Genomic DNA, 25,899 nt, shown 5'->3' on the forward strand with positions numbered 1-25,899 from the left:
CGCCGGCGCGCACGGCCATATCACGCCCGCCCCCTAACCTCGCTACTGCCCCGCTTTCCAAGACACTCCAATGGCGAGGCCAGCCGCGACGCCCGCCGGCCGCACGATGCGGCGCAGACAGCGACATGACCACCGGGCTGCTGGATTGCGCATTAGAAACAAGGATGACTTCCATGGCACACACCGATTCCCGGCACCTGCAGGTTTCGTCGGGCAATAGCCGTTCGATGGAGCGCTTCGAATCCGCCCTCGAACTGTTGCAGGGCTACTACGGCGATCCGCTGACGATGATCGACGAGACCCTGGCCGAAGACCCCGAGTTCGTGATGGGGCACGCGCTACGCGCGGGGATGCTGATCACCGCAGGCGATGGCGCGGTTGGGCCGCTGCTGCGCCAGACCGTCGAGACCGCCGAGGCGCTGCACGGCATCGCCAACGAGCGGGAGCGCCGGCATATCGCCGCCGCGCGCGCGTGGCTCGACGGCGAGTTCGCCCGCGCCAACCGGCTGTATGGCGACATCGTGATCGATTACCCGCGCGACGCGCTGGCGCTGCAGGTCGCGCATATCACCGACTTTCTGCTTGGCCAGTCGAGCATGCTGCGCGATCGCATCGCGCAGGTGCTGCCGAACTGGAACGCGCGCGTGCCCGGCTTCAGCCATGTGCTGGGCATGCATGCCTTCGGCCTGGAGGAGACGCATCTCTACGAACAGGCCGAGGAACGCGGGCGTTTCGCACTGGAGCTCGATCCGCGCGACCCGTGGGCGATCCATGCGGTCGCGCATGTGATGGAGATGCAGGGCCGGCCGGATCAGGGCATCGGCTGGCTGCAGTCGCACCAGCAGGACTGGGCCATCGACAACATGATGGCCGTCCACAACTGGTGGCATCTGGCGCTGTTCCACCTCGAGCTCGGCCATGCGGACCAGGTGCTGGCCCTGTACGACGGACACATCCGCGCCACGCGTTCCGCGGTGGCGCTCGAGGTGGTCGACGCCAGCGCGATGCTGTGGCGGCTGCAGCTGCGCGGCATCGACGTGGGCTCGCGCTGGGCCGAACTGGCCGATACCTGCGAGGCGCGCGGCGCCGAAGGGACCTACGCCTTCAACGACGTGCACGCCGGCATCGCCTATCTCGGCGACGACCGCCCCGCGTCTTTCGCCCGGCTGATGGCCAATATGCGGCGGGCGGCGGCGGGATCGGGCACCAACGCGGCGATGACGCGCGAGGTGGGCCTGCCCGTGATCGAGGCGCTGTATGCCTTCGAGGCTTGCGACTACGACCATGCGATCGAGCTGTTGATGCCGGTCCGGCTGATCGCGCATCGCTTCGGCGGCAGCCACGCGCAGCGCGACATCCTGAACCTGACGCTGATCGAGGCGGCCCTGCGCGGCGGCCGGGCCAATCTGGCCTGTGCGCTGGCGGCCGAGCGGATGGAGCTCAAGCCGATGACGCCCAGCCTCAGCGCGCTGGTGCAACGGGCCTCGACGCTGTACCGCGAGAGCGCCGAGACGCAGGCGCGCGAGCCCGCGGCACGGGCAGCCTGAGTCCGCGCCGAAGATCGGCGCGCCTTGCCCGACGGGCTTGCATATCGGGTTCTCCGGGTATCGGAGAAGCGCCGATGCGCGCAAGCCACCGCAGGCGGCCTCGTGCCGCCTGCGGGTTTTTGGCGAGGGGCGGGGGCTGGCGGTATCCTTTGGGTCATTCCCGCCCGGAGCTTCAACATGACAAACCCGACGGAACCGGTGCACGGTACCGAGGCCGCGGCCAACGCGGAAGGCACGCCCAGGCAGCTGGAGGCCAAATATCGCGCCCTGGTGGAAGCGATCCAGGACTACGCGATCTTCACGCTCGACGTGTCGGGCAATATCACCAGCTGGAATCGCGGCGTGGCGAAGATCAAGGGCTACGCCGCCCACGAGATCATCGGCAAGCATTTCTCGGTGTTCTACACGCCGGACGCGGTGGCACGCGGCTGGCCGCAGTACGAGCTGGGGCGCGCCGCGCAGGACGGCCGTTTCGAGGACGAAGGCTGGCGCGTGCGCAAGGACGGCACGCTGTTCTGGGCCAACGTGATCATCACGGCGATGTTCGACGAGCAGAACGTGCTGCAGGGCTTTGCCAAGGTCACGCGCGACATGACCGAGCGCAAGCGGCTGGAAGAACTGGAGCAGTCCAGCCGGCGCATGAGCGAGTTTCTCGCCACGCTGTCGCACGAACTGCGCAATCCGCTGGCGCCGATGCGCAACGCCGTCAACCTGATGCGGCTCGAGACGCTCGGCTCGGGCGACCAGCGCGCGCCGCGCGACAGCGCGACGCTGCGCCAGTGCCAGACCGTGCTGGACCGCCAGCTGTCGCATATGACGCGGCTGGTCGACGACCTGCTCGACATGGGCCGCATCACCTCGGGCAAGGTCGAGCTGCAATACAGCCGCGTGGACCTGTCGGACATCGTCACGCGGGCGGCCGAGGCCGCCAGGCCGACGCTGGAGCGCCGGCGGCAGCGGCTGGACCTGCAGGTGCCCGAGCGGGTCGCGATGCGGGCGGACCCGATCCGGCTGATCCAGGTGCTGCAGAACCTGCTGCTGAACGCGTCGAAATTCTCGCCGCCCGGCAGCCAGATCACGATCCAGGCCGAACGGCAGCCGCAGGTGGTGGAGCTGCGCGTCAGCGACGAGGGAATCGGCATTCCGGCGAGCGAGATCGAGAGCATCTTCGACCTGTTCGTGCAGCACAAGCATGGCAAGGTGTCCGACGACGGTGGCCTGGGCATCGGCCTGTCGCTGTGCCGGTCGCTGGTGGAGCTGCACGGCGGCTCGATTCGCGCCAGCAGCCCCGGCGAAGGCATGGGCAGCACCTTCACGCTGCGCCTGCCGTTGGCCCTGGAGAACGCCGACGAGAAACGCGATGCACCGGTGCCGCTGCCGGCCGGTGCGCTGCGCGTGATGCTGGTCGACGACAACCGCGACTCCGCGGACAGCCTGGGCATGCTGCTGCATGCGATGGGACACGAGGTCCATATCGCCTATGACGCCGAGGGCGCCATCGAGATCGCCGGCGGCTTCGTGCCGCAACTGGCGCTGATCGATATCGCGATGCCCGTGGTCGACGGCTTCGCGCTGCTGCGCGGATTGAAGAGCATGCGGGGCTGGTCCGGCACCGTGTTCGCCGCGATGACCGGTTTCGGCCAGCCGAGCGACCGGGCCGAGACCAAGGCCGCGGGCTTTCATTTCCATATCGTCAAGCCGGTCGAGCTGCCGAAGCTGCAGATGCTGCTGGCGATGGTCGAGCAGGGAACCGTCGCCGGCGCCGCCCCGGCGGGCAAATTGCCGCCGGCATAGTCGTTACCGGCTGCGCTTTTCGCTTCCCTCCCCTTTCCCTCCCCCGTTTCCCCCCTTCGCTTTCCGCCTGGACGCCTCCGCCGCCGGCCCTGCCCGGTCGGCGCGGCGTCGTTTCCGCGTGCGTGCCTTTGGCAGCGGGTAGGCGTAAACCCGCAGCCACCGACAAATCGCTTGACCGATCAATTCATGGATATAAACTGTGATTCATCATTCTGAATTAGAGACATTGCCCGTGCCCGACCGCCCCACCTATTTCGTGTCGCTCGACGACGTCCCCGGTTATCACCCCGCCAACCATGTCGGTACCCTGAACCGCCGCCTGATCGGGCCCGAAACGGTCGGCGCGCGCCATCTGGAGGTGGTGCACGGCACCATCGAAAAGGGCAAGGGCGCGCTGCCGCATGCGCATCCGGGCATCGAGCAGGTCTGCTACATGCTCGAGGGCCGTGCACTGGCCGAAGTCGGCGGGCAGCGCCGCGAGCTGGGTCCGGGCGACTGCTGCTTCTTTCCGGCCGACCAGATGCATGTGTTCACGGTGATCAGCGACGAACCGGTCAAGGTGCTGGTCATCTATTCGCCGCCGTACGAGGAATCGCCGGAACGCGTGGTGCGGCCCGACTGAGCCGCCCCCCACCCCGAGCCCGCGCCAGTCGGGCATCCCACCAGAACGAGGAGACAGACGATGAACATGCTGACGAGGCAGGGCCTGGGCCGACGCTTGAGCCGACTATTGATGGGCACCGCGGCGGCGCTGGCGCTGTCCGCCCCCACGGCGCAGGCCGACACCTTCCCTTCCAAACCGGTCAAGCTGGTGGTGCCGTTCGCCGCCGGCAGCGGCACCGATGCGGTGGCCCGGCTGACGGCCAAATACCTCGGCGAGTCGCTCGGCCAGTCGGTCGTGGTCGAGAACAAGCCGGGCGCGAACGGCACCATTGCCGCCGAATACGTGGCCAAGGCCGCGCCGGACGGCTACACGCTGTTCATGACCACCAACACCACGCATTCGGCCAATCCGTCGCTGATGAAGCAGCTGCGCTACGACCCGGTCAAGGACTTCACCCCGGTCGCGCGCATGGGCAACCTGCCGTTCATGCTGGTAGTCAGCCCGTCGCTGCCGGTCAAGACGCTGCCGGAGTTCATCGCCTATGCCAAGTCGCATCCGGGCCTGTCCTATGGCAGCGGCAACAGCACCGGCATCGTCGCCGGCGCGACGATGGCGCGGATGGCGGGGTTGAAGATGCTGCACGTGCCCTACAAGAGCACGCCGCCCGCGATGACCGACGTGATCGGCGGCCAGATCCAGGCGATGTTCGTCGACTTCGCCGCCGGCATCGCCAACGTCAAGGCCGGCAAGCTGCGCGCGCTCGGCGTGACCACCGCACAGCGCAGCGAACTGCTGCCCGACGTGCCGCCGCTGGCCAGCGTCCCCGAACTGAAAGGCTTCGATATCACGTCGTGGAACGGCGTGTTCGCGCCGGCCGGCACGCCGGCGCCGGTGGTCGAGCGGCTGAACCGCGAACTGGTGGCGATCGTCTCCAACAAGCAGCACGCCGCGCAGTACTACGCCTTCGGCTTCGAACCGTTCGGCAGCACGCCAGCCGAGCTGGGCAGCTTCGTCACGGCGGAGCTGCGCAAATGGTCGAAGCTGGTCAAGGATGCGGGCATCCAGCCCGAATGACCTGGCGCCGTGACGCCCGCCCCTGACAACCGCCGCAACACGAGGACAGCGACGTGAATTTCGAACTCTCGGACCAGCAGACCGCCATTGTCGAAGCGGTGCGCACGGTCTGCTCCCGCTTCGACATGGAATATTGGGACCGGCTCGACCGCGACCACACCTTCCCGCACGATTTCCACGCGGCGATGTGCGAGGGCGGCTGGCTCGGCGTGGCGATGCCCGAAGCGCTCGGCGGCGCCGGTCTCGGCATCCTCGAGGCGGCGCTGGTGATGCAGGCGATTTCCGAGTCGGGCGCCGGCATGAGCGGCGCCTCGGCGGTCCATATGAACGTGTTCGGCCTGAACCCGGTGGTCGTGTTCGGCTCCCCCGAACAGCAGGCCCGCTTTCTGCCGCCGCTGATCGCGGGCCGCGAGAAGGCCTGCTTTGCCGTGACCGAGCCCGACGCGGGACTCGATACCACGCGCCTGAAGACGTTCGCGCGCAAGGTCGACGGCGGCTATCAAGTCAGCGGCCGCAAGATCTGGATCTCGACCGCGCAGGTCGCCGACCGCATGCTGCTGCTGGCGCGCACGCGCACGCTGGAGTCGGTCGGCAAGCCGACCGAAGGTCTGTCGCTGTTCTACACCGCGCTGGACCGCAACCGCATCGAGGTGCGCGAGATCGACAAGATGGGCCGCGCCGCCGTCGACTCCAACATGCTGTTCATCGACGAGCTGTTCGTGCCGGACGAAGACCTGATCGGCGAGGAAGGGCGCGGCTTCGAGTACATCCTGCACGGATTGAATCCCGAGCGCATCCTGATTGCGGCCGAAGCGGTGGGCCTGGGCCGCGCGGCGCTGGCGATCGCCACGCAGTACGCGAAGGACCGTGTGGTATTCGGCCGGCCGATCGGCGCCAACCAGGGCGTGCAGCACCCGCTGGCACAGGCGTGGATGCAGCTCGAAGCGGCCAACCTGATGGTGATGAAGGCCGCGGCGCGCTACGACGCCGGCCTGCCCTGCGGCGCCGAGGCCAACACCGCCAAATACCTGGCAGCCGAGGCGGGCCACAATGCCTGCCAGACCGCGATCCTGACGCTCGGCGGCATGGGCTATTCGCGCGAGTACCGCGTCGAGCGGCTGCTGCGCGAATCGTATATCCCGCGCATCGCGCCGGTCAGCCCGCAGCTGATCCAGTGCTTCATCGCCGAGCGCGTGCTCGGCCTGCCGAAATCGTACTGAGCGCCGGAGGATATCGCGTGATGGATCACGGCATGACGAATCTGCGCTGGGACGCGCCGGACCCCGCCGCCACCGGCCCGCTGGCCGGCGTGCGCGTTGTCGACATGACCTCGGTCGGCATGGGCCCGTATGCGACACAGATCCTGGGCGACATGGGCGCGCAGGTGATCAAGGTCGAGTCGCCGGAAGGGGACGTGTTCCGCCACGCAGAGCCGGCGCGGCATCCGAACATGGGCGCGGCCTTCCTGAACCTGAACCGCAACAAGCGCTTCGTCGTGCTGGACCTGAAGCAGGCGGAAGACCTCGCTGCCCTCAAGCGCCTGCTCGCCGAGGCAGACGTGTTCGTCTCCAACGTTCGCCCCGCCTCGCTGCGCAAGCTGGGCCTGGACTACGCGTCGCTGCGCGAAGACCATCCTCGCCTGATCTATTGCGGCGCCTATGGCTATGCCGAGGACGGCCCGTACGCTGGACAGCCGGCGTTCGACGACATCATCCAGGCGCGCAGCGGCCTGGCGCAGTTCCAGGGCGCCAACGGCGACCAGGGCCCGCGCTACGTCAACACGATCCTCGCCGACAAGGTCGCCGGACTGACCGTCGCCTACGCGATTCCGATGGCGCTCTATGAACGCGAGCGCTCCGGCCAGGGCCAGGCGATCGAGGTGCCGATGTTCGAGACGCTGGTGTCCTTCCTGGCCGTCGAACAGCTGGCCGGCCGCACCTTCGTGCCGCCGCTGGGCGACGCCGGCTACGGCCGCGTGATGTCGCCCCATCGCAAGCCCTACCGGACCGCGGACGGCTATCTGGCGCTGCTGCCCTACACCAGCGCCCAGTGGGCACGTTTTTTCGCGGTGGCAGGACGGCCGGAGCTGGCGGCCGATCCGCGCTACGCCACGCCCGCGGGCCGCAGCGCGCATATCGACACGCTGTATGAAACACTGGCCGACATCGTGCTGACGAAGACCACCGCCGAATGGCTGGACCTGCTGCGCGACGCCGACATTCCGCACAGCGAGGTGCCGCGCTTCGACAGCGTGCTCGACGACGCCCACTTGCGCGCGACCGGCATGGTGTTCGAATACGCGCATCCGACCGAGGGCCAGCTGCGCGCGGTCGGCATTCCGACCCGCTTCTCGCGCACGCCCGGCAATATCCGGCATTGGCCGGAGCCGCTGCCGAAGCGGGCGGCGCGGGCGGCCTCCAATACCGCGGCGGACGCGGCCAACGATCCGGCCTAGCTTCGCCGCAAGCCGCGGCGGCGCCCGCCAAGGCCTTACACTGTCGGCCTTGCGCAGCATGCCCCGATCAACAGGCCGACAGGAAACCAGCCGATGCCCGCCGTGGAGCCCGCCCCGGAACCCGCCGATAAAGCCGCGGACAAAGCAGCCGAGAAGGCCGCAAGCGCGAACGTCAAGACCGCGCTGCGCGTGGTCGAGATCATGGAGATCTACGCGCGCGAAGGCCGCTCGCTGACGCTGACCGAGCTGGCCAGGCTGCTGGGCGCGCCGATGTCGAGCTGCCTCGGCCTGATCCGCACGCTCGCGGCGCTCGGCTATCTGTACGAGACCGGACGGCGCCAGGGTTACTACCCGACCGGCCGCCTGCTGGCGATCGCGCAACGGATCGCCGCCAACGACCCGCTGCTCGAGCGGGTGCAGCCGGTACTCGAATCGCTGCGCGACGAGACCGGCGAGACCGTGATCTTCGGCAAGCTGCAGGACGACGGCCGCGTGGTCTATCTCGATGTGGTCGAGTCGAGCAATCCGGTGCGCTACATCGCCACCGCGGGCGAACTGCGGCAGGCCCATACCAACTCGATCGGCCGTGCGATCCTTTCCGCGCTGCCTGCCGCCGACCGTGACGCGCTGCTGGCGCGGGCCTCGTTTGCGCCGCTGACGGCTCGAACGGTAGCCTCGCGCGAAGCGCTGGAGGCGGAACTGGAACGATCGCGCGAGCGTGGCTGGGCGCAGAACTTCGGCGAATCGCTGGCCGACCTTGGCGCGGTCGCGGTGCCGCTGACGCTGGCCGGCGTGGTCTACGGCGTATCGGTAGCCGGCCCGATCCACCGGGTCGAATCGCGCGCGGCCGACATCGCGATGCCGCTGCGCACGGCGGTACGCGCGCTGCAGGGCTAGACCCTCCCGCTTCCGCCGCCTTCCCCCGCCTCCTGCGGCCTCTCTGCCTGCGACACCTGTCGCATTCCGGACGCGACACCTGTCGCATGCCGCGACGGCGTCGCGACGTGCCGGGTGCCATCGCGCACGCGCCGAACATCCCGCGCCGCCCCTGAGCCGGCCTCTCCGATCCGCCGCAAAGCCGCGCCCCGCAAGGCTTTCCGGGCTCCCGCCCGGCGCGGGCGGCCCACCGTCATCCCCCTGTTTCCCCGCACTGGCATCGCGCTTGCAATGACATCGCAGCCGCGGCGCCCGCCGCATCCGCACTTCCCCGAACGCGGACACGGGCGCCACGCCAAGCGAAAGAAACAGGAGACACGACGATGGAACCGACCACGGACCAGTTGCTGTGGATGTACGAAAAGATGGTCGAGATTCGCCATTACGAGGAGACGATGGCGAAGGTGTATCTCGAAGGGAAGCTGCCGCCGAAGATCCAGAAGGGGCTGGCCTTCGATATCGGTGCCGGCCCGGTGCCCGGCGAAATGCATCTGGCCGCGGGCCAGGAGCCGGTGGCGGTCGGCGTCTGCGCGCACCTGCGCACCGAGGACACCGTGGTCGGCGCCCACCGCCCTCACCACTTCGCGATCGCCAAGGGCGTGCCGCTCGACGAGATGACCGCCGAGATGTTCGGCAAGGTCACGGGCCTCGGCCGCGGCAAGGGCGGCCACATGCATCTGTTCCATCCCGAGACCAAGTTCTCGTGCAGCGGCATCGTCGGCGCGGGCGCGCCGCAGGCCTGCGGCGCCGCGCTGGCCGCCCGCAAGCTGGGCAAGGACTGGGTTGCCATCGCCTTCTTCGGCGAAGGGGCGGCCAACCAGGGCGCCTTCCACGAGGCGCTGAACCTGGCGGCGCTGTGGAAGCTGCCGGTGCTGTTCGTCTGCGAGGACAACAAATATGGCATCTCGGTCGAGAAGTCGGCTTCGACGTCGGTCGACAGCAATGCGGTCCGCGCCGCCGGCTACGGCATGCCCGGCGTCCTGGTGGATACCAACGATGCGGTGGCGGTGTTCCGCGCGGCCGGCGTCGCGGTCGCGCGCGCGCGGCGCGGCGAAGGTCCCACGCTGATCGAGGTCAAGACCGACCGCTACCTGGGCCACTTCCAGGGCGATCCCGAAACCTACCGGCCGAAGAACGAGGCGCAGACGCTGCGCAGGAACGATCCGATCGACCGGCTCGGCAAGCAGCTGCGCGAGCAGGGCCTGCTCGACGACGAAGCCGATGCCGCGCTGCGCCGGCAGATCGTCGCGCGGGTCGACGCCGGCTACGCATTCGGCCGCGAAAGCCCCTACCCCGCCCCCGAAGAAGCGCTGCAGCACGTGTTCGCGTGACGGTGCCGGCGACGGCGCCAGCCGCACGCGATCGCGCCCGATCGCACCCAATCCGCACGCCATCCGCATGCTGCCCGCAATGACAGGAGACAACCAGATGCAACCCAACGACAACAACCCCTCGGCCGCGCGCAAGCTGACCATGGCCCAGGCGATCGCCGAGGCGATCGGCCAGGAGATGGAGCGCGACCCCAGCGTCTTCGTGATGGGCGAGGACATCGGCAAGTACGGCGGCATTTTCAGCGCCACCACCGGACTGCTCGATCGCTTCGGCCCCGAGCGCATCATGGACACGCCGATCTCCGAGACGGCGTTCATGGGCGCCGCGATCGGCGCCGCCGCCGAAGGGCTGCGCCCGATCGCCGAGCTGATGTTCGTCGACTTCTTCGGCGTCTGCTTCGACCAGATCTACAACCATCTGGCCAAGAACACCTACATGTCGGGCGGCCGCGTCAAGCTGCCGGCCGTGGTGATGACCGGCATCGGCGGCGGCTACAACGACGCCGCCCAGCACTCGCAATGCCTGTACAGCACCTTCGCGCATATGCCGGGCATGAAGGTCGTGGTGCCGTCGAACGCCTACGACGCCAAGGGCCTGATGATCGAGGCGATCCGCGACGACAACCCGGTGGTCTTCTGCTACCACAAGGGCATCATGGGCCTGTCGTGGATGTCTTACTTCGAAGGCAGCACCACCGCAGTCCCCACCGAGGCGTACACGATTCCGTTCGGCAAGGCGCGCGTGGTGCGCGAGGGCCGCGACGTGACCATCGTCACGCTGAGCCAGATGGTGCAGAAGTCCGTGCTGGCGGCCGAGCACCTGGCGCAGGAAGGCATCGACGCCGAGGTGATCGACCTGCGCACGCTGGTGCCGCTGGACAAGCAAGCCGTGCTGGAGTCGGTCGCCAGGACCGGACGCCTGCTGATCGCCGACGAAGACTATCTGAGCTACGGCCTGTCCGGCGAGATCGCCGCGATCGTCGCCGAGCATCTCGACACGCTGAAGATGAAGGCGCCGGTGCGGCGCCTGGCCGTGCCCGACGTGCCGATTCCGTTCAGCCGTCCCCTCGAGAACTTCGTGATCCCGCAAGTGGACACGATCGCCGCCAGCGTCCGCGCGCTGATGCAAGCCAACCCCGAACTGAAGCAAGAAGCCAAGAGAGAAGCAGCATGACCGACGTAACGATGGCAGACGACGTGTGGGCCGATGTCGAGGAAGGCACCGAGGCCCTGTTGCAGGACTGGCAGGTCAATGTCGGCGACAGCGTCGTCGAAGGACAGACGCTGGTGGTGGCCGAGCTGGTGAAGACGACCCACGAGATCGTGGCGCCGGCGGCCGGCCGCATCGCCGAGATCCTGGTGCAGTCGCAGGACACCTTCGCGCGCGGCGCCGTGCTGGCGCGCATCGAGGAGTAGATCATGGCCGAAGCCTCACTGACGCTGGCGGCGAAGGACGGAACCGCCGCGGCGCCGCCCGCGCCCGCGCGGCAGACGATTGCCCTGACCGGCATGCGCGGCGCGATCGCGCGCGGCATGACGGCCGGCTGGCAGATCCCCCGCGTCGCGCATTCGCTGGAGGTCGATGTCAGTGCAGTCGAGGCGCGGCGCGCGCAGCTGCAGGCGGAGCTGGGCGACAGCGTCAAGGTCACGCTGACCGCCTATCTGCTGCGCGCCGCCGCGCTGACGCTGCGTGCGCATCCCCGGCTGAACGCGCGCGTCACCGACAAGGAGATCGAGCTGATGCCCGACGTCAATATCGGGCTCGCGGTCAGTCTCGACGATGGCCTGGTGGTGCCGGTGCTGCGCGAGGTCGACCGCAAGTCGGTCGAGCAGATCGCGCGCGAGGCGCGCACGCTGGCCGAGGGCGCGCGCAACGGCACGCTCGGCGCGGGCGCCTACCAGCGCGGCACCTTCACCATCAGCAACCTGGGCATGACCGAGGTCGAGCGCTTCACGCCGATCCTGCACGCGCCGCAGGCCGCGATTCTGGGCGTCACGCGCGTGATCCGCCGCGCCGTGGTCAAGGATGACTGGATCAGCATCGCACCGATGATGGGCCTGCATCTGGTGTTCGACCATCGCGCCGTCGACGGCTACCCGGCCGCGGCGTTCCTCGGCGACCTGAAGCGGCGCCTCGAGTCCGCGGAAGACCTGTGATGGCTGCGCTCGCCCCGACCCTCGTCACCGCGACGCCACACGCCGAGCAGGCGTGGAACGCGCGGCAGCTGGCCGAGCCGGTCACCGAGCCGCGCCTGCGCCTGTGGACCTATCGCGCGCCCGGCGTGGTGTTCGGCTGCTCGCAGCGGGCGCTGCACGAGCGCACCGCGTTGGCGGACCGCGCGGTCGTGCGCGGCTCCGGCGGCGGTGCGGTGCTGACCGGACCCTGGATGCTGTCGGCCTCGATCGTGCTGCCGCCGGATCACGCACTGCTGTCGAGCGGACCGATCGGCAGCTACCGGTGGCTCGGCGTGCTGCACGCGGGCCTGCTGCGCGACATGGGCATCGCCGCGTTCGCGCTGCCGCCCGAGCAGGCGCGCAGCCACCAGGCCGATGCGGCGCTGACCTGGGCCTGCTATGGCGGCCTGTCGCCCTGGGAGGTCGTGGTGGATTCGCGCAAGATCGTCGGCCTCGCGCAGCTGCGCCGCCGCACCGGCGTGCTGCTGACCTCGGGCACGCTGATCGCGCCGCCCGACTGGCGCCTGCTGTGCGAGGCGCTGGGGCAGCCGGCCAGGCTGGGCGATGCGCTCGCCGACCGCACCACCTCGTGCGAGACCGAGCTGGGCGCGCCGGTGATCGCCGAGGTGCTGGCCGACCGGCTGCACCACATGCTGACCGACGTGCTCGGCAGCGTGGCGGCCAACGACCACGAGGCCATGCCGCAGGCTTCCGTCCGCCATGTGCTGCCGCTGCGCGGTGCCGCGGCGCCGCCCGGCTAGCGCGGCGCCCGCCAGGTGGCCGGCGCAAGCGAACCCGGCCAAACAACGATACCGATATCCCACCGAAGGAGACGACAAATGCAAGACGACATCCAGCAAGCGGATGCCGCCGCGCCCGCGGCCGGCATGCGCATCGTGGCCAAGACCCAGCCAGTGACCCGGCGTGGCTTCCTGCGCGGCACGGGCCTGGCCGCCATCGGCGTCGCCGTGGTCTCGCCCGGCGCGTTGGCCAAGCCGGCCCGCGAGGCGCTGGTCACCGACCTGAAGGCGCTCGGCACGCCGACCGCGCGCACGCTGCTGGTGATGGCGCGCGACATCTTTCCGCACGACCGCTTCGCCGACCGCTACTACGTCGAAGCGATCGCGCCGCTGGACCGCGCCGCCGCCAGCGACAAGGCGGTACGCACGCTGCTGCAGCAGGGCGTGCGCGAACTCGATGCGGCGGCGCAGCGCAAGCACGGCAAGCCCTATGCGCAGTTGCAGGACGAGGCCGACCGCGTCGCGCTGCTCGAGGCCATCGAGACCACGCCATTCTTCGAGAAGGTGCGCGGCGAGATGGTGACCAGCCTCTACGACAACAAGGCGGTCTGGCCGCTGCTCGGCTACGAGGGCTCGTCCTGGGAAAAGGGCGGCTACGCGAACCGCGGCTTCAACGACATCGACTGGATCTGAGCCGTACCCGACGCGCAGGGCTGCGCAGACAGCATCGCGAACCATACAAGGCAGGACACTGGAGACAAACATGGCAACACGGATCGACCTGAACGACCGCGACGCGGTCGTCATCATCGGCTCGGGCGCGGGCGGCGCCACGCTGGCCAACGAGCTGGCGCAGCGGGGCATCGGCAAGATCGTGATTCTCGAGGCCGGCAAGCACTATACGCAGGCCGACTTCGAGAACGACGAATGGGCGATGTTCCGCAAGATCTCGTGGCTCGACAAGCGGATCTCGGCCGGCGGCTGGCACCACACCAAGACCTATCCGAACCTGCCCGCGTGGATCGTCAAGGCGGTGGGCGGCTCGACCATCCACTGGTCCGGCGTCGCGCTGCGCTTCCAGCCGCACGACTTCCGCACGCGGCAGATCTACGGGCAGGTCGAAGGCGCCAACGTGCTGGACTGGCCGATCACCTACGAGGAACTGGCGCCGTACTACGACAAGGCCGAGAAGAAGATGGGCGTGACCGGCAGCGCCGCCAGCGGCCAGCCGCCGATGCCCGAAAGCAACCAGTACAAGGTGGTCGCGGCCGGCGCGCGCAAGATCGGCTATCGCAAGATCGTGCGGCCGGTGGCGTCCAATTCCACGCCCTACGACGGCCGCCCGGCCTGCCAGCAGGCCGGCTTCTGCATGCAGGGCTGCAAGATCGGCGCCAAATGGTCGGCGCTCTATACCGAGATTCCGAAGGCGCTGGCGACCGGCCGCGTCGAGCTGCGGCCCGAGAGCATGGTGCTGCAGGTCCAGCACGACAAGTCAGGCAAGGTCAACGGCGTGCTGTACGCCGACAGCAAGGGACGCAAGCACCTGCAGAAGGCGCGCGTGGTCTGCGTGGCGGGCAATTCGATCGAATCGGCGCGGCTGCTGCTGAACTCGGCGTCCAGCCTGTTCCCGAACGGGCTGGCCAATTCGTCGGGACAGGTCGGCCGCAACTACATGAACCACGCGACCGCGGCCGCGGTGGCGATCCATCGCAAGCCCGTCTACATGTACCGCGGCTTCGATATCGGCGCGGTGGTGGCCGACGAGGTCGCGCTCGATACGAAGCGCGGCTTCAACGGCGGCTACTACCTGGAGGGACTGGCGCTCGGGCTGCCCTATACGGCGGCCTTCATGAAGCCGGGCGGCTGGGGACGCGACGTGACCTCGGCGCTGGAGCAGTACGACCACATGACCGCGATCTGGGTCTGCGGCGAGGACATGGCGCGCGAGCAGAACACCATCACGCTGCATCCGACCGAGAAGGACCAGTACGGCCTGCCGATCCCGATCGTGACCAAGACCTACCACCGCAACGACGAGGCCATCGCGGCGCACGGGCTGCAGCAGTTCCGCAAGCTGTCGGAAGCGGTCGGCGCGACGCGCGTCATCGACATGCCGGCGTATCCCGCCAGTCACAATATGGGCACCAACCGGATGAGCGCCAACGCCCGCGACGGCGTGGTCAACCGCTGGGGCCAGGCCCACGACGTCAAGAACCTGTTCGTCTCGGACGGCAGCCAGTTCACCTCCAGCTCCGCCGCCAACCCGACGCTGACGATCGTGGCGCTGGCCATCCGCCAGGCCGAATACCTGGCCGGCGCGCTGCGCAAGGGCGAGGTCTGAGCCCGGGCTTGTCGGGATTGAAGTCCGGCCCGGGGCTGGTGTAAGGTCGTCGCGCCTGGGAAGGCGTCGCCCTCCCCGCTGCGAAGAAGGCTCCCCTCTCCCGCGTGCGGGAGAGGAGCCGGGGCAGGGGGCAAGGACGCACGCCATGCCCACGGCCTTTTCCGCTGCCCCGGCCTATATTGGATAACACCACGAAGACAACAGCACAAAAGCGTCGTCCGTCCCGGCGGCAAGGCGCAGCGAAGGAGACCCCGTGATCAGTGCCAAGCAAGCCGCCCAACGGCACGCGCATGTCGAGCAGGTGCTGACGCTTGCCAGTCAGGCCGATCCGGAGCGGCCGCCGCTCAGCGAGATCGAGCGCTCGTGGATCCGCTGCGTCAACGAGTACGGCATGGACCCCGGCCGGCGCATGCCCGCGCATATCGTGGAAGCGGGACGGCTGCGCGAGCACAAGGACCAGATCGAGGACTTCCTCGGCGTGGCGCGCACCGGCATGGAACAGCTGTACAAGCGCATGTCGTCGCTCGGCTACGTGCTGCTGCTGACCGATTCGCACGGCATCGCCGTCGACTTCATCGGCAACGACCAGTGGGATCGGGAACTCAAGAGTTCCGGCCTGTATCTCGGCGCGGACTGGAGCGAGCGCCAGGCCGGCACCTGCGCGGTCGGCACCTGCATCGTCGAGCAGCACGCGGTCACCTGCCATCAGACCGACCATTTCGACGTCTCGCATATCAGCCTGACCTGCAACAGCGCGCCGCTGTTCGACCCGACCGGCGGTTTTCTCGGCGTGCTCGACGTCTCGGCGCTGACCTCTCCCGGTCCGCGCGAGAGCCAGCATCTGGCGCTGCAGATGACGGCGATGTATGCGCAGATGATCGAGGACGCCAATTTCCTGCGCTACTTCCGCGACCGCTGGATCCTGCGGCTGGGCGCAACCTGGTCGCTGGTCGACGTCAGCGGCGAGATCATGGTCGCCTTCGACGCCGACGGCATCGTCTGCGGCATCAACAGCGGCGCGCGCCGCGCGCTGCGTGCGGCGGACCATGGTCCGGTGATCGGACGGCCGCTGACGATGCTGTTCCGCGAGAGCCTGAGCGACCTGTGGCGCATCGCACGCGCCGGCATGTCGTCCGACCGCGCCACGCTGCGCACGCATGGCGACGAGGTCTACTACGCCAGCGCGATCGCGCCGCGCGTGATGCCGCACCGCATTCCCACACCGGCCGCGCCGGAACCCGGCGACACCGCCGCGCTCGACGCGCTGGGCGCCGACGATGCGCAGATGCAGCGGCTGATCACGCAGGCAAAGCGCCTCGCCAACAAGCCGCTCAATGTGCTGATCCACGGCGAGACCGGCACCGGCAAGGAGGTCCTGGCCAAGGCGCTGCATCAGAGCAGCAACCGGCGCGAGCACGCGTTCATCGCGGTCAATTGCGCCGCGATCCCGGAGACGCTGATCGAGAGCGAGCTGTTCGGCTATACCGCCGGCACCTTCACCGGCGCGCGCGGCAAGGGCATGCGCGGCCTGATCGCGCAGAGCGATGGCGGCACGCTGTTCCTCGACGAGATCGGCGACATGCCGCTGCATCTGCAGAGCCGGCTGCTGCGCGTGCTGTCCGAGCGCGAGGTCACGCCGCTGGGCGCGCAGCGTCCGATCGCGGTCGACCTGCGCGTGGTCGCGGCCTCGCACCGCGATCTGCGGCAGCTGATCGCCGAAGGCCGCTTCCGCGAAGACCTGTATTACCGGCTGTGCGGCGCCACGCTGTATCTGCCGACCTTGCGCGAGCGCCAGGACAAGGCCTATCTGATCGAGCGGATCTGCCAGGAGGAAGCGGCCCAGCTGCAGATCGACGCGACGCTGTCGAGCGACGCGCGGCGCGCGATGCTGGCCTACGACTGGCCTGGCAATGTGCGCCAGCTGCGCAATGTGCTGCGCTTCGCGCTGGCAATGAGCGACGGCGGCCATATCGATCTGGGCGATCTGCCGCCGGAGGTGACCGACGCGGGTACGGCGAGCCCGCTGCGCGCGCTGCCCGCGTCCGTGCCCGCATCCGTGCCACCATCCGATCCCGCCGGCGCGCCGGTCCCCGACGACCCGAAGGCGCGCCAGTTGCTGGCCGCGCTGCAAGCCCATCACTGGAACGTGACCGAGGTCGCCGCGGCCTGCGGCATCTCGCGGGCGACCGTCTACCGGCAGATGGAGCGGTTCGGCATCGTCGCGCCAAACCGGCGCTAGGGCCCGACCGGGTCAACGCCCTTACGCGAGGCGGCTGGCATGGCAGCCGGGACCGACGTACCATCGCTGCATCGGCCGATTCTTGCGCCCTGTCCTAGGCCCCGTCGTCGCCACCGCCATGCCGCTACCCGCCGAACGCCTGAACGAATATCTGGACTTCGCCCACCGCCTGGCCGATGCAGCCGCGGCGCAGAGCCTGCCGCTGTTCCGCACCCATGCCGAGGTGCAGGACAAGGGCGGCCGCCGCTTCGACCCGGTCACCGCCGCGGATCAGGCCGCCGAGACAGCGATGCGCGAGCTGATCGCCGCCACCTATCCCGACCATGGCATCCATGGCGAGGAGCATGAGCGCATCGAAGGCACGTCGCCGCTGACCTGGGTGCTCGATCCGATCGACGGCACGCGGGCCTTCATCACCGGCCTGCCGCTGTGGGGCACGCTGATCGCGCTGAACGACGGCGACCGGCCCGTGCTCGGCGTGATGGACCAGCCGTTTACCGGCGAGCGCTTCGTCGGCACCTGCGACGCCGCCTGGCTCGGCAAGACGCCGCTGCGCACGCGGCCCTGCGCGAGCCTGGCCGAAGCGAAGCTGATGTGCACCACGCCGGAAATGTTCGGCGACGAACCCGAATGGAAGGCGTTCCGCTGCGTGGCCGACCGCGCGCGGCTGCTGCGCTATGGCGGCGACTGCTACGCCTACTGCATGGTCGCCGCCGGCCATGTCGATGCGGTGGTCGAGGCCGGGCTGCAGCCCTACGACGTGCAGGCGCTGATCCCGATCGTCGAGGGCGCGGGCGGCATCATCACCAGCTGGACCGGCGACGACCCCCAGCATGGCGGCCGCGTGGTGGCCTGCGGCGACCGCCGGCTGCATGCGCAGATCCTGGCGGCGCTGGCCGAATAACGCTGGCCGAGTAGCGCTGACCGAGTAGCGCTGACCGAGTAGCGCTGGCCGATTAGCGCGGGCGAGTGGCCGGATCGCACGGCCGTCGACGAGCGGCGCCCGGCCCGCGGATTTCCCTCCACCACGCGCGCCGGTTATGATGCGCGATTATCGAACGACCGCCGCCACTCCCGTTCCGGCCTTTTTCCGTATGGACGCCACCCGCTCCACCACCGCCTCAGTCCCCGCCGTCCCTGCGGCCTCCGATGCTGCTCCGCTGCGCCCGGCACCGGCGCGTCCCGATCAGCTGGACCAGTACGCAGGCGACCCGAACTTCATGCTGTCGCTGGCGCGTGGGCTCCACGTGCTCGAAGCCTTCTCCGAGCGCAGGCGGCCGCTGACCATTTCGCAGATCGCGCAGCGCACGCAGCTGTCGCGCGCCTCGGTGCGGCGCTGTCTCTATACGCTGCAGCGGCTCGGCTATGTCAGCCAGGAGGACGGCCGCTTTGCGCTGCGTCCGCGCGTGCTGCATCTGGGCCACGCCTATTTCTCGTCGACCGCGCTGGTCGCCCAGGCACAGCCGATCCTGGACCGGCTCAGCGCGGCGGTAGGCGAGACCTCGGCGCTGGCGATCCTCGAGGACACCGACATCCTGTATCTGGCGCGCTGCGAAGTGCGCCGCATGCTGTCGCACGCGCTCGGCATGGGCAGCCGCCTGCCGGCCTTCTGCACCTCGATCGGGCGCATGCTGCTGGCTCATCTGGACGAGCCGGCGCGCGACGCGTACTTCGAGCGCGCCGAGTTGCGCCCGCGCACGCTGCAGACGAAGGTCTCGCGCACCGAGCTGGAGGCCTGCTTCGAGCAGGCCCGCACGCTCGGCTATGTGGTCGTCGACGAGGAACTGGAGCTGGATCTGCGCGCGCTCGCGGTGCCGGTGCATGCGGAGTCGGGCGAGGTCGTGGCCGGCATCAGCGTCAGCGTGCGCCCCACGCAGGTCGGCGAAGCAGAGATGCTGGCCCGCATGCTGCCGCGCATGCGCGAGGCGGCGTCGGAAATGAGCCGACTGATCGCGGCGTGAATGGGCGCCGTGAATTGGCGCCGTGAATTGGCGCCGTGTGAATTGGCGCCATGAAATGGCGGCGTGAGGTTGCGGCATGCGTCCGCGGCCCTGCGCCGCTGTCTCCTCGCCACAACGACAAATCGACATGTCGCGCCAATACTGCGCCGCTGATTTGAAGCGAATCATGTCGCAATGCTCACAATCGTGACGCTTTAAAGCGCGAGGCGCGTCGCCGCCATCACTCCTCGGAATAGACCGTAGAAAAGTGGCGTTATTGACTGCATCGCGTTGCGATATACATTGCTAAAATCACCGTCCACAAGTCCGAACCCGAAAGACTCTTGCCAAAAAAGAGACTACCGCAACACCAATATGACTTTTGATGACATCTCGCTTGGCGCAATCGTCGCGGATATGCGCATGGCAGAGAGACCCCTGATGCCCGCCGAACAGGCCTATCTCGCCGAACTGCGCCAACGGATTGCGGCCGGCTCGGAGAATTTGTGGGCGATCCTGGAAGACGCGGGCATGCCATCGAACGGCGGCCGCCTGTCCGGCGATGTGATGCTCGCTCTCACGATGGTGGCGCAGAGCAAGCCGCAATAAGGTAGAAAAGCGCGACGCCGCCACTCACGCGCCGTTCCCCCGAATGTGGGGGGACCGGTGGCCTGCAATGACGCTGGATTTCCGCATTTGCGGGAACGACGCGAATGTTTGTGGCGGCTTTCCGCGGAATTCAAGCGCGCTTGGCTCGCGCCTTTTCTTCAGCCCCGATGGGCCAATTCCAGCGCGAATACCAGCCGCTGCAGCGTATTTTCCAGCCGCCCATCCGGATTGACGAAGGCACAGCCGAAATGATGAATCGCGCTGTCGTCGCGGCCGACCAGCCAATGCCCCACTACCTGCAGATCCAGATCGAGCTTGCCGAGCTCGCGGAAATCCAGCCGCGCGCGGGCGATGCGCGTACCGACCGGCAGCTGCGTATCGCCGACCGTGCGCGAGCGCAGCCCCACACCCGATAGCGACAGATCCGAGATATCGAGCTTGACCACGGTACCGTCGTCGAGCCTTCCCTCGCAGCCATAGCCTCGCGTCACCAGCGTGCGCGCGCGGAAATGCCGGCGGCGCTGGAAGTGATAGAGCTTGTCCGGGAACGGCGCCCTGAACGCCGGGCCGCCCTGGTATTGCACGGGCTCGGGCCGGCCGATGGCAAAGTTCACCGGCACGCCGCGCAGCGACGCCGAGATCGCGTTCTCCTCGGCCTCCAGCACCGCCCGCGCCTCCTCGTCGGTCCGGCACCAGTCGAAGATGAAGGTGCGGCTGGCCGGATCGACGTGCAGCACCGAGGAAACCGTCTCCCGGCCGCGGCCGGAACGCACGTTCAGCGTGCATTTCTGCCAGGCCAGATCGCGCAGCACGGTGCCGATCTGCGAGGCGTGGGTCAGGCGGTACTGTTCGTCGGAAGCAACGTCGGAAGCGGCGGCCGATGCGGCGTCGGACGCGGCTGCGGCCTCGGGCCGGTCGATGGACTCGTGGGAACTCATGAAATCACGCGGGCGGGTGCGGGGATCCAGATGCGGGCGAAGGGGACTCTAGTACAGAATCGGCATCGCCGGCGCAAAACTTGAGCCCGACTTACGGGGGGTTGTCCGGAACCGGCTCGCGCAAGGCGAAGGCCCGGCGGCAGCGATGCTCGGCGCCCTGCCGCTGCAGGCGGCTCTCGAACAGCACGAAGCGCCGCGACAGATAGGGCGGACAGCCCAATTCGCGCTGCGCGGCGAGCCATTCGCGCAGCGGCGGCTCGGGCGCATGCGGTGCGCAGCGCGCCAGCGTCAGGTGCGGGTGGAAGGGACGCGTTTCCCGCTCGACCCCGGCATCGCTCAGCGCGAGATCGATCGCGCCATGCAGCGCCAGCAGCGGTTCGGCGGGCCTGACGCCGGCCCACAGGATGCCGCCGCGCCGGCCGAAGCGCCCGACGCCGGCGACCTGCACCGGGACCGCAACGGCGGCAATCGTGGCCAGCGCATCGTCGATGGCCACGGCCTGTTCCTCGTCGACCTCGCCGACGAAGCGCAGCGTCAGGTGGACCTGCGCGGCCGGCGTCGGGCGGATGCCGCGTTCGCGAGGCAGCGTCGCCAGCAGCGAGGCCGCCAGCGCGGGCGGGGTTTCCAGTGCGACGAACAGCCGTGGCATGTCGGCGGGAGCGTTACGGTTGCGGCGCCGGTAGCGTGATGCGGCTACCGTTATGCGGCGGCCGCCAGCGCGTCGCGCAACAGCGGCAGGTGCGGCGCCGCCGCCGTGCCTTCCAGCCGCAGCAGTGCCTGCTTGCGATCGGTACCGCCGGCATAGCCGGTCAACGCACCGTTGGCGCCCAGCACGCGATGACAAGGCACGATCACCGAAATCGGATTGCGCCCGACCGCGCTGCCGACCGCCCGCGCATGGCCGGGCGGCAGGCCCAGCCCCAGGGCCAGCTGCCCATAACTGACGGTCTCGCCGAAGGGAATCTCGCACAGCGCCTGCCAGACCCGCTGCTGGAACGCGCTGCCAACAAGCCGCAGCGGCACGGTAAAACGCTGCCGGACGCCGGCGAAGTATTCGATCAGTTCCTGCGCCGCCTGCTCCAGCAGCCGCGCATGGCGTGCATCGGCGGGGGCGCCGTCGAACGGTCCGGCCGGATGGTATTTCTGGCCGGAGAAGAACATCCCTGTCAGATAGCCGTCTTCGGCGCGCAACAGCACGTCGCCGAGCGGGCCCGACATCGAACGGTAGTGAATCATGTTGGCTGCTCCTGTGACTGTGGACGGCGGGTGCGGCGCGGTACGGCTTGCTTGCCGCCGGCGCCGCCGACGCCCGCCGGTGCGGCGCGCGCGGTCACACGCTCGCGCTCGCGGCCGTCCTGCAAGTCCTGGTACTGGCGCCACAGATGCATGGCCGCGTAGGCGCGCCACGGCGCCCACTGCGCGGCGTGCCGCAGCATCTCGCCGGTGCGCTCGATGCCCAGAACCTTGCGCAGCGCGTAGTCGGTGGCCGGGAACGCATCGGGCCAGCCCAGCGCCCGCATGGCAATGTATTGCGCGGTCCAGTCCCCCACGCCGTCGATGGTGCATAGCGCCGCAACGGTTTGCGCGGGCTCCACGCCCGGTTCGAGCGACAGCCTGCCATCGACCACCGCCGTGGCGATCGCCTGGATCGCGCGGGCCTTGGCCTGCGGCACGCCAAGCGCATGGATTTCCGTGACCGGCACCGCGGCCAACGTGGCGGCGCTCGGGAAACAGGCGCGCAATTCGTCCATCGGCACGGCCAGCGGCGTGCCATGGGCCAGCACCAGCCGATGCAGCATCGCGCGTGCCTGCGCCAGGGAGACGACCTGACCGAGCACTGCGCGCACCGCGATCTCGAAGCCGTCCACCGTACCTGGCAGCCGCATGCCCGGCATGTCGGCGGCCAGCGCGCCCAGATGGCGGTCGACCACATCGGGCCGGCAACCCAGATCGCACAGGCGCCGGACCTTGCCGAGCACCTGCGGAATGGCATGCGCCAGCGAACCGGATAGCGTCACGCGCAGCACGTGGCGCTGCGGGGCCAGTGCCAGCCGGATCCAGCCGCTGTGCAGCCGTCCGGCCACCTCGATGGCCACGGTGCGTCCGTATTCGCCGCCGTGCGCGTCGGGCCGGATCTGCTCGACGCCCGGCACCGCACGCGCGCCGAGGAACTGCAGCAGCGCGGCCCACGCGAACGGCGGCCGATAGCCGAGCTCGAACACCAGGCGGTCTGCCGGCATGCCCGCCGCGCGCTTGCGCATCGCGGTCGGGGCGAGGCCATAGCGCGTCTTCAGCACGTCGTTGAAGCGGCGGACGCTGCCGAAGCCGGCCGCGAGGGCCACCTCGGGGACGGGCAACGCGGTATCGGTCAGCAGCCGCTTGGCCAGCAGCAGGCGCTGCGTCTGCGCGTATTCGACCAGCGAGACGCCGAACTGCGCGGTAAACAGCCGCCGCAGATGCCGCTCGGTGACGCCGATGCGCGCCGCCAGCTCCGGCACGCCGGCATCGGCGAGGAAGCCCTCGTCGATCAGCGTCGCCGCCGCCTGCGCCAGCCGCCCGGACAGATCGGCCAGCCCATGTCCCGGAGCGAGCTCTGGCCGGCAACGCAGGCAGGGCCGGTAGCCATGCTTCTCGGCGGCCGCCGCCGTGGCGAAGAAACTGCAGTTTTCGCGCTTGGGCGTGCGCACCGCGCAGACCGGCCGGCAGTAGATGCCGGTCGACGACACGGCGACGAAAAAGCGCCCGTCGAAGCGGCGGTCGTGCGAAACCACGGCGCGGTAGCAGGTGTCGGGATCGAGTTCCATGGCTGCATGCTACCGCTTTCCGCCCCAGCGACCAGCCGGATTCGGACATGCGAGTCGGCGACGTTCTGCACGTTCTGCACGTTCGCCGCGTTCGGCACGCCGCACGTTCGGCACGTCGCCACCTTCGGCCGGGCGCCTGGCCGGCTCGACAGGCCGGTCCCGCTCAGCGCGACTTGCTCCGCCGCCCGCGCCACTGGCGCGCCGCGATGACGAAGGCCTCGATCAGCGCCGCGGTGGGCGCACGCGACAGCGCCGAGGGGCGCGCCAGCACGCCGACCTCGCGATGGATGGGCCGGCCCGGCAACGGCTCGGCCTGCACGTTCGGGCATTGCGCCAGCGGCAGCAGATCGGCCGGCACGATCGCACAGCCCAGGCCCTGGTCGACCATCTGCAGGATCACCGCGGGCTCGTCGAGCTCCATGCCTTCGTCGACGCGCAGCCGATGGCGCTTCAGATATCGGTCGACCAGATGCCCGCCGGCCGAATGCCGGTTGTAGCGGACGAAGGGCAGCGCGCCGAGCATCGCCTTGAGCTCCCGCGGCGCACCGCGCGGTGCGATCGCAACGAAGGGCTCGCTCAGCAACGGCAGCCATTTGAGCTCGGCCGGAATGCCGAGCCGCGGCTTGATCATCACCGCCACTTCGAGTTCGCGCGCATCGACCTGGGTCAGCAGTTGTGTCGACATGCCGGGCACGATGTTGACGTGGGTCTTCGGGTAATCGGCGCGAAAGCGCTGCATCGCCTTCGGCAGCAGCGTCGATTGCACGGTCGATACCGCGCCCAGGTCGATCGGCGTCAGCGCGGGGGCCGCATGCGCCTGTCCCTTCATCGACTCGTACAGCTCGACGAAGCGGACTGCCTCGGGCAGCAGCTTGCGCCCCTGCTCGCTGAGCGTCACCGATTTGCCGGTGCGATCGAACAGCGCGCAACCCAGGTCCTCTTCCAGCCGCCGTATCTGCGTGCTGACCGCCGACTGCGTCAGCGACAGCCGCACCGCGGCCGCGGAAAACGAAGCCGTCTCGGCGGCGACCAGGAAGGTGCGGAAGTAGCGGATCATGGCAAACGGATCATGGCAAGCGGATCATCGCAAAGGGACTATCGGATCCCATCGAAATCTCTGATGCTCAGCGCCAAAATGATTCGCTTCATATCGCGACTTGCGCTGAGTAGAATTTGCGGGACCATACCACGACAGCGGCGCCGCAGACCGGCGCCGCATTGCAGAAAGGCCCCGACATGCAATCCATCCCCCTTTTCCACCTGGCGTTCCCGGTGCACGATCTGGCCGAGGCCCGGCGCTTCTATGGCGAACTGCTCGGCTGCCCCGAGGGCCGCAGCTCGGACAGCTGGGTCGACTTCAATTTCTACGGCCATCAGGTGGTCGCGCACCTGGCGCCCGAAGAGACCGGGCATCGCTCGACCAGCGCGGTCGATGGCGACGACGTGCCGGTGCGCCATTTCGGCGCGATCCTGTCGATGGAGCAATGGGAAGCGCTGGCCGACAAGCTGCGCGCGGCCGACGTCAAGTTCGTGATCGAACCGCACGTGCGCTTCAAGGGCCAGGTCGGCGAACAGGCCACGATGTTCTTCCTCGATCCGTCGGGCAACGCGCTCGAGTTCAAGGCCTTCGGCGATATCGGTCAGGTCTTCGCGAATTAGGGACTGCCGCCCTGCGCTGCCGTCCGCCAGCACTGCAGCGCCATAGCGCTGCAACGCTATAACGACAGGCCGCCCAGATGGTCCGCCAGCAGATCGATGAAGGCCCGCGTCTTGGCCGGAATCGCGCGTGCCGCGGGCCATACCGCCTGCACCGGGATCGGCGGCGCCTCGAAGCGGTCTAGCACGGTCACGAGGCGCCGCTGCTCGAGCAGATGCCGCACCTGCCATAGCGGGCCGAAGCCGATACCGAGGCCCAGCACCACCGCCTCGTTGACCGCCGCGGTGCTGCCCGCACGCAGCCTGCCCTCGACCGGAAAACGACGCTGCTTGCCGTCGACCAGGAACGGCCAGCGCGCATCGTTGCCGTCGCCGCTGCGCACGACGCAGCGATGCGCGGCCAGTTCGCGCGGGTGCGCCGGCACGCCGTGGCGCGCCGCGTGCTGGTCGTCGGCGCCGCCGGACGATTTGCCGGCCTGGTTCCCCAGGCGCTGCGGGACAGCGGCGTGACCGTACGCGGACTGGTCCGCGATGCGGGACGCTCCGCCGTCGCGCTGGCCAATGGCGCCGACGAGGTCGCGGTCGGCGATCTGCGCTCGCCACAAGCGCTGGCGGCCGCGCTGGACGGCATCGATGGCGTCTTCTACATCGTGCGCGAGCTCGCCGGCAGCACGGCCAGGGCGGCGTAGACAGTTGGCCGCGACGCCGACGCACCG

The 25,899-nt window shown here is 69.0% G+C and carries 26 protein-coding genes; 20 read left to right on the top strand and 6 right to left on the bottom strand.

What is annotated here, in order from left to right; genetic code table 11:
- Positions 1-173: 173 nt before the first annotated feature.
- The 18 genes from FOB47_RS09215 to FOB47_RS09300 all read left to right on the top strand — a co-directional run bounded on the left by FOB47_RS09215 (position 174) and on the right by FOB47_RS09300 (position 19,785).
- A complete protein-coding gene (locus tag FOB47_RS09215) occupies positions 174-1,547 on the top strand; it encodes a tetratricopeptide repeat protein (RefSeq protein WP_174780677.1) in 1,374 nt (457 codons plus the stop codon).
- A gap of 177 nt (positions 1,548-1,724) precedes the next feature.
- Entirely contained in the window at positions 1,725-3,341 is a 1,617-nt protein-coding gene (locus FOB47_RS09220) for a PAS domain-containing hybrid sensor histidine kinase/response regulator (RefSeq protein WP_174780678.1), read from the top strand.
- A 232-nt stretch (positions 3,342-3,573) separates the two neighbouring features.
- Complete coding sequence (locus FOB47_RS09225) at positions 3,574-3,963, top strand: cupin domain-containing protein (RefSeq protein WP_174780679.1); 390 nt, start codon at positions 3,574-3,576, stop codon at positions 3,961-3,963.
- A 66-nt stretch (positions 3,964-4,029) separates the two neighbouring features.
- On the top strand, positions 4,030-5,019 hold the full coding sequence (locus tag FOB47_RS09230; RefSeq protein WP_151022994.1) for a Bug family tripartite tricarboxylate transporter substrate binding protein: 990 nt from the start codon (positions 4,030-4,032) through the stop codon (positions 5,017-5,019).
- A 53-nt stretch (positions 5,020-5,072) separates the two neighbouring features.
- The gene (locus FOB47_RS09235; protein ID WP_053823390.1) at positions 5,073-6,239 is read left to right on the top strand and encodes an acyl-CoA dehydrogenase family protein; all 1,167 of its coding nucleotides are present in this window, start codon (positions 5,073-5,075) and stop codon (positions 6,237-6,239) included.
- Between the two features lie 32 nt (positions 6,240-6,271).
- Positions 6,272-7,474 carry a CaiB/BaiF CoA transferase family protein gene (locus FOB47_RS09240; RefSeq protein ID WP_174780680.1) on the top strand — a complete coding sequence of 401 codons (1,203 nt, stop codon included), beginning with the start codon at positions 6,272-6,274 and terminating at the stop codon, positions 7,472-7,474.
- A gap of 93 nt (positions 7,475-7,567) precedes the next feature.
- The gene (locus tag FOB47_RS09245) at positions 7,568-8,371 is read left to right on the top strand and encodes an IclR family transcriptional regulator (RefSeq protein ID WP_174780681.1); all 804 of its coding nucleotides are present in this window, start codon (positions 7,568-7,570) and stop codon (positions 8,369-8,371) included.
- Positions 8,372-8,733: 362 nt separating this feature from the next.
- A complete protein-coding gene (locus FOB47_RS09250) occupies positions 8,734-9,741 on the top strand; it encodes a thiamine pyrophosphate-dependent dehydrogenase E1 component subunit alpha (RefSeq protein ID WP_174780682.1) in 1,008 nt (335 codons plus the stop codon).
- A 97-nt stretch (positions 9,742-9,838) separates the two neighbouring features.
- Positions 9,839-10,915: an alpha-ketoacid dehydrogenase subunit beta gene (locus FOB47_RS09255; RefSeq protein ID WP_174780683.1), complete on the top strand. Its 1,077-nt coding sequence runs from the start codon at positions 9,839-9,841 to the stop codon at positions 10,913-10,915.
- On the top strand, positions 10,912-11,157 hold the full coding sequence (locus FOB47_RS09260) for a lipoyl domain-containing protein (RefSeq protein WP_053823386.1): 246 nt from the start codon (positions 10,912-10,914) through the stop codon (positions 11,155-11,157). Before FOB47_RS09255 ends, FOB47_RS09260 begins: the two co-directional genes overlap by 4 nt.
- Before the next feature lie 3 nt (positions 11,158-11,160).
- Positions 11,161-11,898: a 2-oxo acid dehydrogenase subunit E2 gene (locus tag FOB47_RS09265; protein WP_082371674.1), complete on the top strand. Its 738-nt coding sequence runs from the start codon at positions 11,161-11,163 to the stop codon at positions 11,896-11,898.
- On the top strand, positions 11,898-12,677 hold the full coding sequence (locus FOB47_RS09270) for a lipoate--protein ligase family protein (protein WP_217488895.1): 780 nt from the start codon (positions 11,898-11,900) through the stop codon (positions 12,675-12,677). Before FOB47_RS09265 ends, FOB47_RS09270 begins: the two co-directional genes overlap by 1 nt.
- 78 nt (positions 12,678-12,755) lie before the next feature.
- Entirely contained in the window at positions 12,756-13,349 is a 594-nt protein-coding gene (locus FOB47_RS09275) for a gluconate 2-dehydrogenase subunit 3 family protein (RefSeq protein ID WP_174780684.1), read from the top strand.
- A gap of 70 nt (positions 13,350-13,419) precedes the next feature.
- Entirely contained in the window at positions 13,420-14,997 is a 1,578-nt protein-coding gene (locus FOB47_RS09280) for a GMC family oxidoreductase (protein WP_053823385.1), read from the top strand.
- 253 nt (positions 14,998-15,250) lie between these two features.
- Positions 15,251-17,236 (top strand): sigma-54-dependent Fis family transcriptional regulator, encoded by a 1,986-nt coding sequence (locus FOB47_RS09285; protein ID WP_174780685.1) that lies wholly within the window; start codon positions 15,251-15,253, stop codon positions 17,234-17,236.
- Between the two features lie 118 nt (positions 17,237-17,354).
- On the top strand, positions 17,355-18,140 hold the full coding sequence (gene hisN, locus FOB47_RS09290) for a histidinol-phosphatase (protein ID WP_053823383.1): 786 nt from the start codon (positions 17,355-17,357) through the stop codon (positions 18,138-18,140).
- Positions 18,141-18,330: 190 nt separating this feature from the next.
- The gene (locus FOB47_RS09295) at positions 18,331-19,197 is read left to right on the top strand and encodes an IclR family transcriptional regulator domain-containing protein (RefSeq protein ID WP_244959214.1); all 867 of its coding nucleotides are present in this window, start codon (positions 18,331-18,333) and stop codon (positions 19,195-19,197) included.
- Between the two features lie 354 nt (positions 19,198-19,551).
- Positions 19,552-19,785: a hypothetical protein gene (locus tag FOB47_RS09300; RefSeq protein ID WP_006576881.1), complete on the top strand. Its 234-nt coding sequence runs from the start codon at positions 19,552-19,554 to the stop codon at positions 19,783-19,785.
- Between the two features lie 158 nt (positions 19,786-19,943).
- Here FOB47_RS09300 and FOB47_RS09305 read toward each other — a convergent pair whose 3' ends face one another.
- The 5 genes from FOB47_RS09305 to FOB47_RS09325 all read right to left on the bottom strand — a co-directional run bounded on the left by FOB47_RS09305 (position 19,944) and on the right by FOB47_RS09325 (position 24,584).
- Positions 19,944-20,723, bottom strand: coding sequence for a flagellar brake protein (locus tag FOB47_RS09305; RefSeq protein ID WP_053823381.1), 780 nt, complete (start codon positions 20,721-20,723; stop codon positions 19,944-19,946).
- Between the two features lie 91 nt (positions 20,724-20,814).
- Positions 20,815-21,372 carry an RNA 2',3'-cyclic phosphodiesterase gene (thpR, locus tag FOB47_RS09310; protein WP_174780686.1) on the bottom strand — a complete coding sequence of 186 codons (558 nt, stop codon included), beginning with the start codon at positions 21,370-21,372 and terminating at the stop codon, positions 20,815-20,817.
- A gap of 50 nt (positions 21,373-21,422) precedes the next feature.
- Positions 21,423-21,959 (bottom strand): methylated-DNA--[protein]-cysteine S-methyltransferase, encoded by a 537-nt coding sequence (locus tag FOB47_RS09315; RefSeq protein WP_151022977.1) that lies wholly within the window; start codon positions 21,957-21,959, stop codon positions 21,423-21,425.
- The gene (locus tag FOB47_RS09320) at positions 21,956-23,527 is read right to left on the bottom strand and encodes a DNA-3-methyladenine glycosylase 2 family protein (RefSeq protein WP_174780687.1); all 1,572 of its coding nucleotides are present in this window, start codon (positions 23,525-23,527) and stop codon (positions 21,956-21,958) included. Before FOB47_RS09320 ends, FOB47_RS09315 begins: the two co-directional genes overlap by 4 nt.
- Before the next feature lie 163 nt (positions 23,528-23,690).
- Positions 23,691-24,584 carry a LysR family transcriptional regulator gene (locus tag FOB47_RS09325; protein WP_174780688.1) on the bottom strand — a complete coding sequence of 298 codons (894 nt, stop codon included), beginning with the start codon at positions 24,582-24,584 and terminating at the stop codon, positions 23,691-23,693.
- A gap of 179 nt (positions 24,585-24,763) precedes the next feature.
- Here FOB47_RS09325 and FOB47_RS09330 point away from each other — a divergent pair, with 179 nt between their 5' ends.
- Entirely contained in the window at positions 24,764-25,186 is a 423-nt protein-coding gene (locus tag FOB47_RS09330; RefSeq protein ID WP_174780689.1) for a VOC family protein, read from the top strand.
- A gap of 56 nt (positions 25,187-25,242) precedes the next feature.
- Here FOB47_RS09330 and FOB47_RS09335 read toward each other — a convergent pair whose 3' ends face one another.
- The gene (locus FOB47_RS09335) at positions 25,243-25,608 is read right to left on the bottom strand and encodes a LysR substrate-binding domain-containing protein (RefSeq protein WP_244959215.1); all 366 of its coding nucleotides are present in this window, start codon (positions 25,606-25,608) and stop codon (positions 25,243-25,245) included.
- On the opposite strand from FOB47_RS09335, the gene FOB47_RS09340 reads away from it, so the two are divergent.
- Complete coding sequence (locus tag FOB47_RS09340; RefSeq protein ID WP_244959216.1) at positions 25,576-25,872, top strand: NmrA family NAD(P)-binding protein; 297 nt, start codon at positions 25,576-25,578, stop codon at positions 25,870-25,872. The genes FOB47_RS09335 and FOB47_RS09340 overlap by 33 nt on opposite strands.
- Positions 25,873-25,899 lie beyond the last annotated feature (27 nt).

It is taken from the genome of Cupriavidus gilardii, assembly GCF_013347325.1.
In the GTDB taxonomy this organism is placed as follows: domain Bacteria; phylum Pseudomonadota; class Gammaproteobacteria; order Burkholderiales; family Burkholderiaceae; genus Cupriavidus; species Cupriavidus gilardii.

Coding starts and splice junctions, on each gene's coding strand:
- FOB47_RS09215 (WP_174780677.1), top strand. CDS start 174: ATGGCACACACCGATTCCCGGCACCTGCAGGTTTCGTCGGGCAATAGC.
- FOB47_RS09220 (WP_174780678.1), top strand. CDS start 1,725: ATGACAAACCCGACGGAACCGGTGCACGGTACCGAGGCCGCGGCCAAC.
- FOB47_RS09230 (WP_151022994.1), top strand. CDS start 4,030: ATGCTGACGAGGCAGGGCCTGGGCCGACGCTTGAGCCGACTATTGATG.
- FOB47_RS09240 (WP_174780680.1), top strand. CDS start 6,272: ATGACGAATCTGCGCTGGGACGCGCCGGACCCCGCCGCCACCGGCCCG.
- FOB47_RS09245 (WP_174780681.1), top strand. CDS start 7,568: ATGCCCGCCGTGGAGCCCGCCCCGGAACCCGCCGATAAAGCCGCGGAC.
- FOB47_RS09250 (WP_174780682.1), top strand. CDS start 8,734: ATGGAACCGACCACGGACCAGTTGCTGTGGATGTACGAAAAGATGGTC.
- FOB47_RS09255 (WP_174780683.1), top strand. CDS start 9,839: ATGCAACCCAACGACAACAACCCCTCGGCCGCGCGCAAGCTGACCATG.
- FOB47_RS09260 (WP_053823386.1), top strand. CDS start 10,912: ATGACCGACGTAACGATGGCAGACGACGTGTGGGCCGATGTCGAGGAA.
- FOB47_RS09265 (WP_082371674.1), top strand. CDS start 11,161: ATGGCCGAAGCCTCACTGACGCTGGCGGCGAAGGACGGAACCGCCGCG.
- FOB47_RS09270 (WP_217488895.1), top strand. CDS start 11,898: ATGGCTGCGCTCGCCCCGACCCTCGTCACCGCGACGCCACACGCCGAG.
- FOB47_RS09275 (WP_174780684.1), top strand. CDS start 12,756: ATGCAAGACGACATCCAGCAAGCGGATGCCGCCGCGCCCGCGGCCGGC.
- FOB47_RS09280 (WP_053823385.1), top strand. CDS start 13,420: ATGGCAACACGGATCGACCTGAACGACCGCGACGCGGTCGTCATCATC.
- hisN (WP_053823383.1), top strand. CDS start 17,355: ATGCCGCTACCCGCCGAACGCCTGAACGAATATCTGGACTTCGCCCAC.
- FOB47_RS09295 (WP_244959214.1), top strand. CDS start 18,331: ATGGACGCCACCCGCTCCACCACCGCCTCAGTCCCCGCCGTCCCTGCG.
- FOB47_RS09300 (WP_006576881.1), top strand. CDS start 19,552: ATGACTTTTGATGACATCTCGCTTGGCGCAATCGTCGCGGATATGCGC.
- FOB47_RS09305 (WP_053823381.1), bottom strand. CDS start 20,723: ATGAGTTCCCACGAGTCCATCGACCGGCCCGAGGCCGCAGCCGCGTCC.
- thpR (WP_174780686.1), bottom strand. CDS start 21,372: ATGCCACGGCTGTTCGTCGCACTGGAAACCCCGCCCGCGCTGGCGGCC.
- FOB47_RS09315 (WP_151022977.1), bottom strand. CDS start 21,959: ATGATTCACTACCGTTCGATGTCGGGCCCGCTCGGCGACGTGCTGTTG.
- FOB47_RS09320 (WP_174780687.1), bottom strand. CDS start 23,527: ATGGAACTCGATCCCGACACCTGCTACCGCGCCGTGGTTTCGCACGAC.
- FOB47_RS09325 (WP_174780688.1), bottom strand. CDS start 24,584: ATGATCCGCTACTTCCGCACCTTCCTGGTCGCCGCCGAGACGGCTTCG.
- FOB47_RS09330 (WP_174780689.1), top strand. CDS start 24,764: ATGCAATCCATCCCCCTTTTCCACCTGGCGTTCCCGGTGCACGATCTG.
- FOB47_RS09340 (WP_244959216.1), top strand. CDS start 25,576: ATGCGCGGCCAGTTCGCGCGGGTGCGCCGGCACGCCGTGGCGCGCCGC.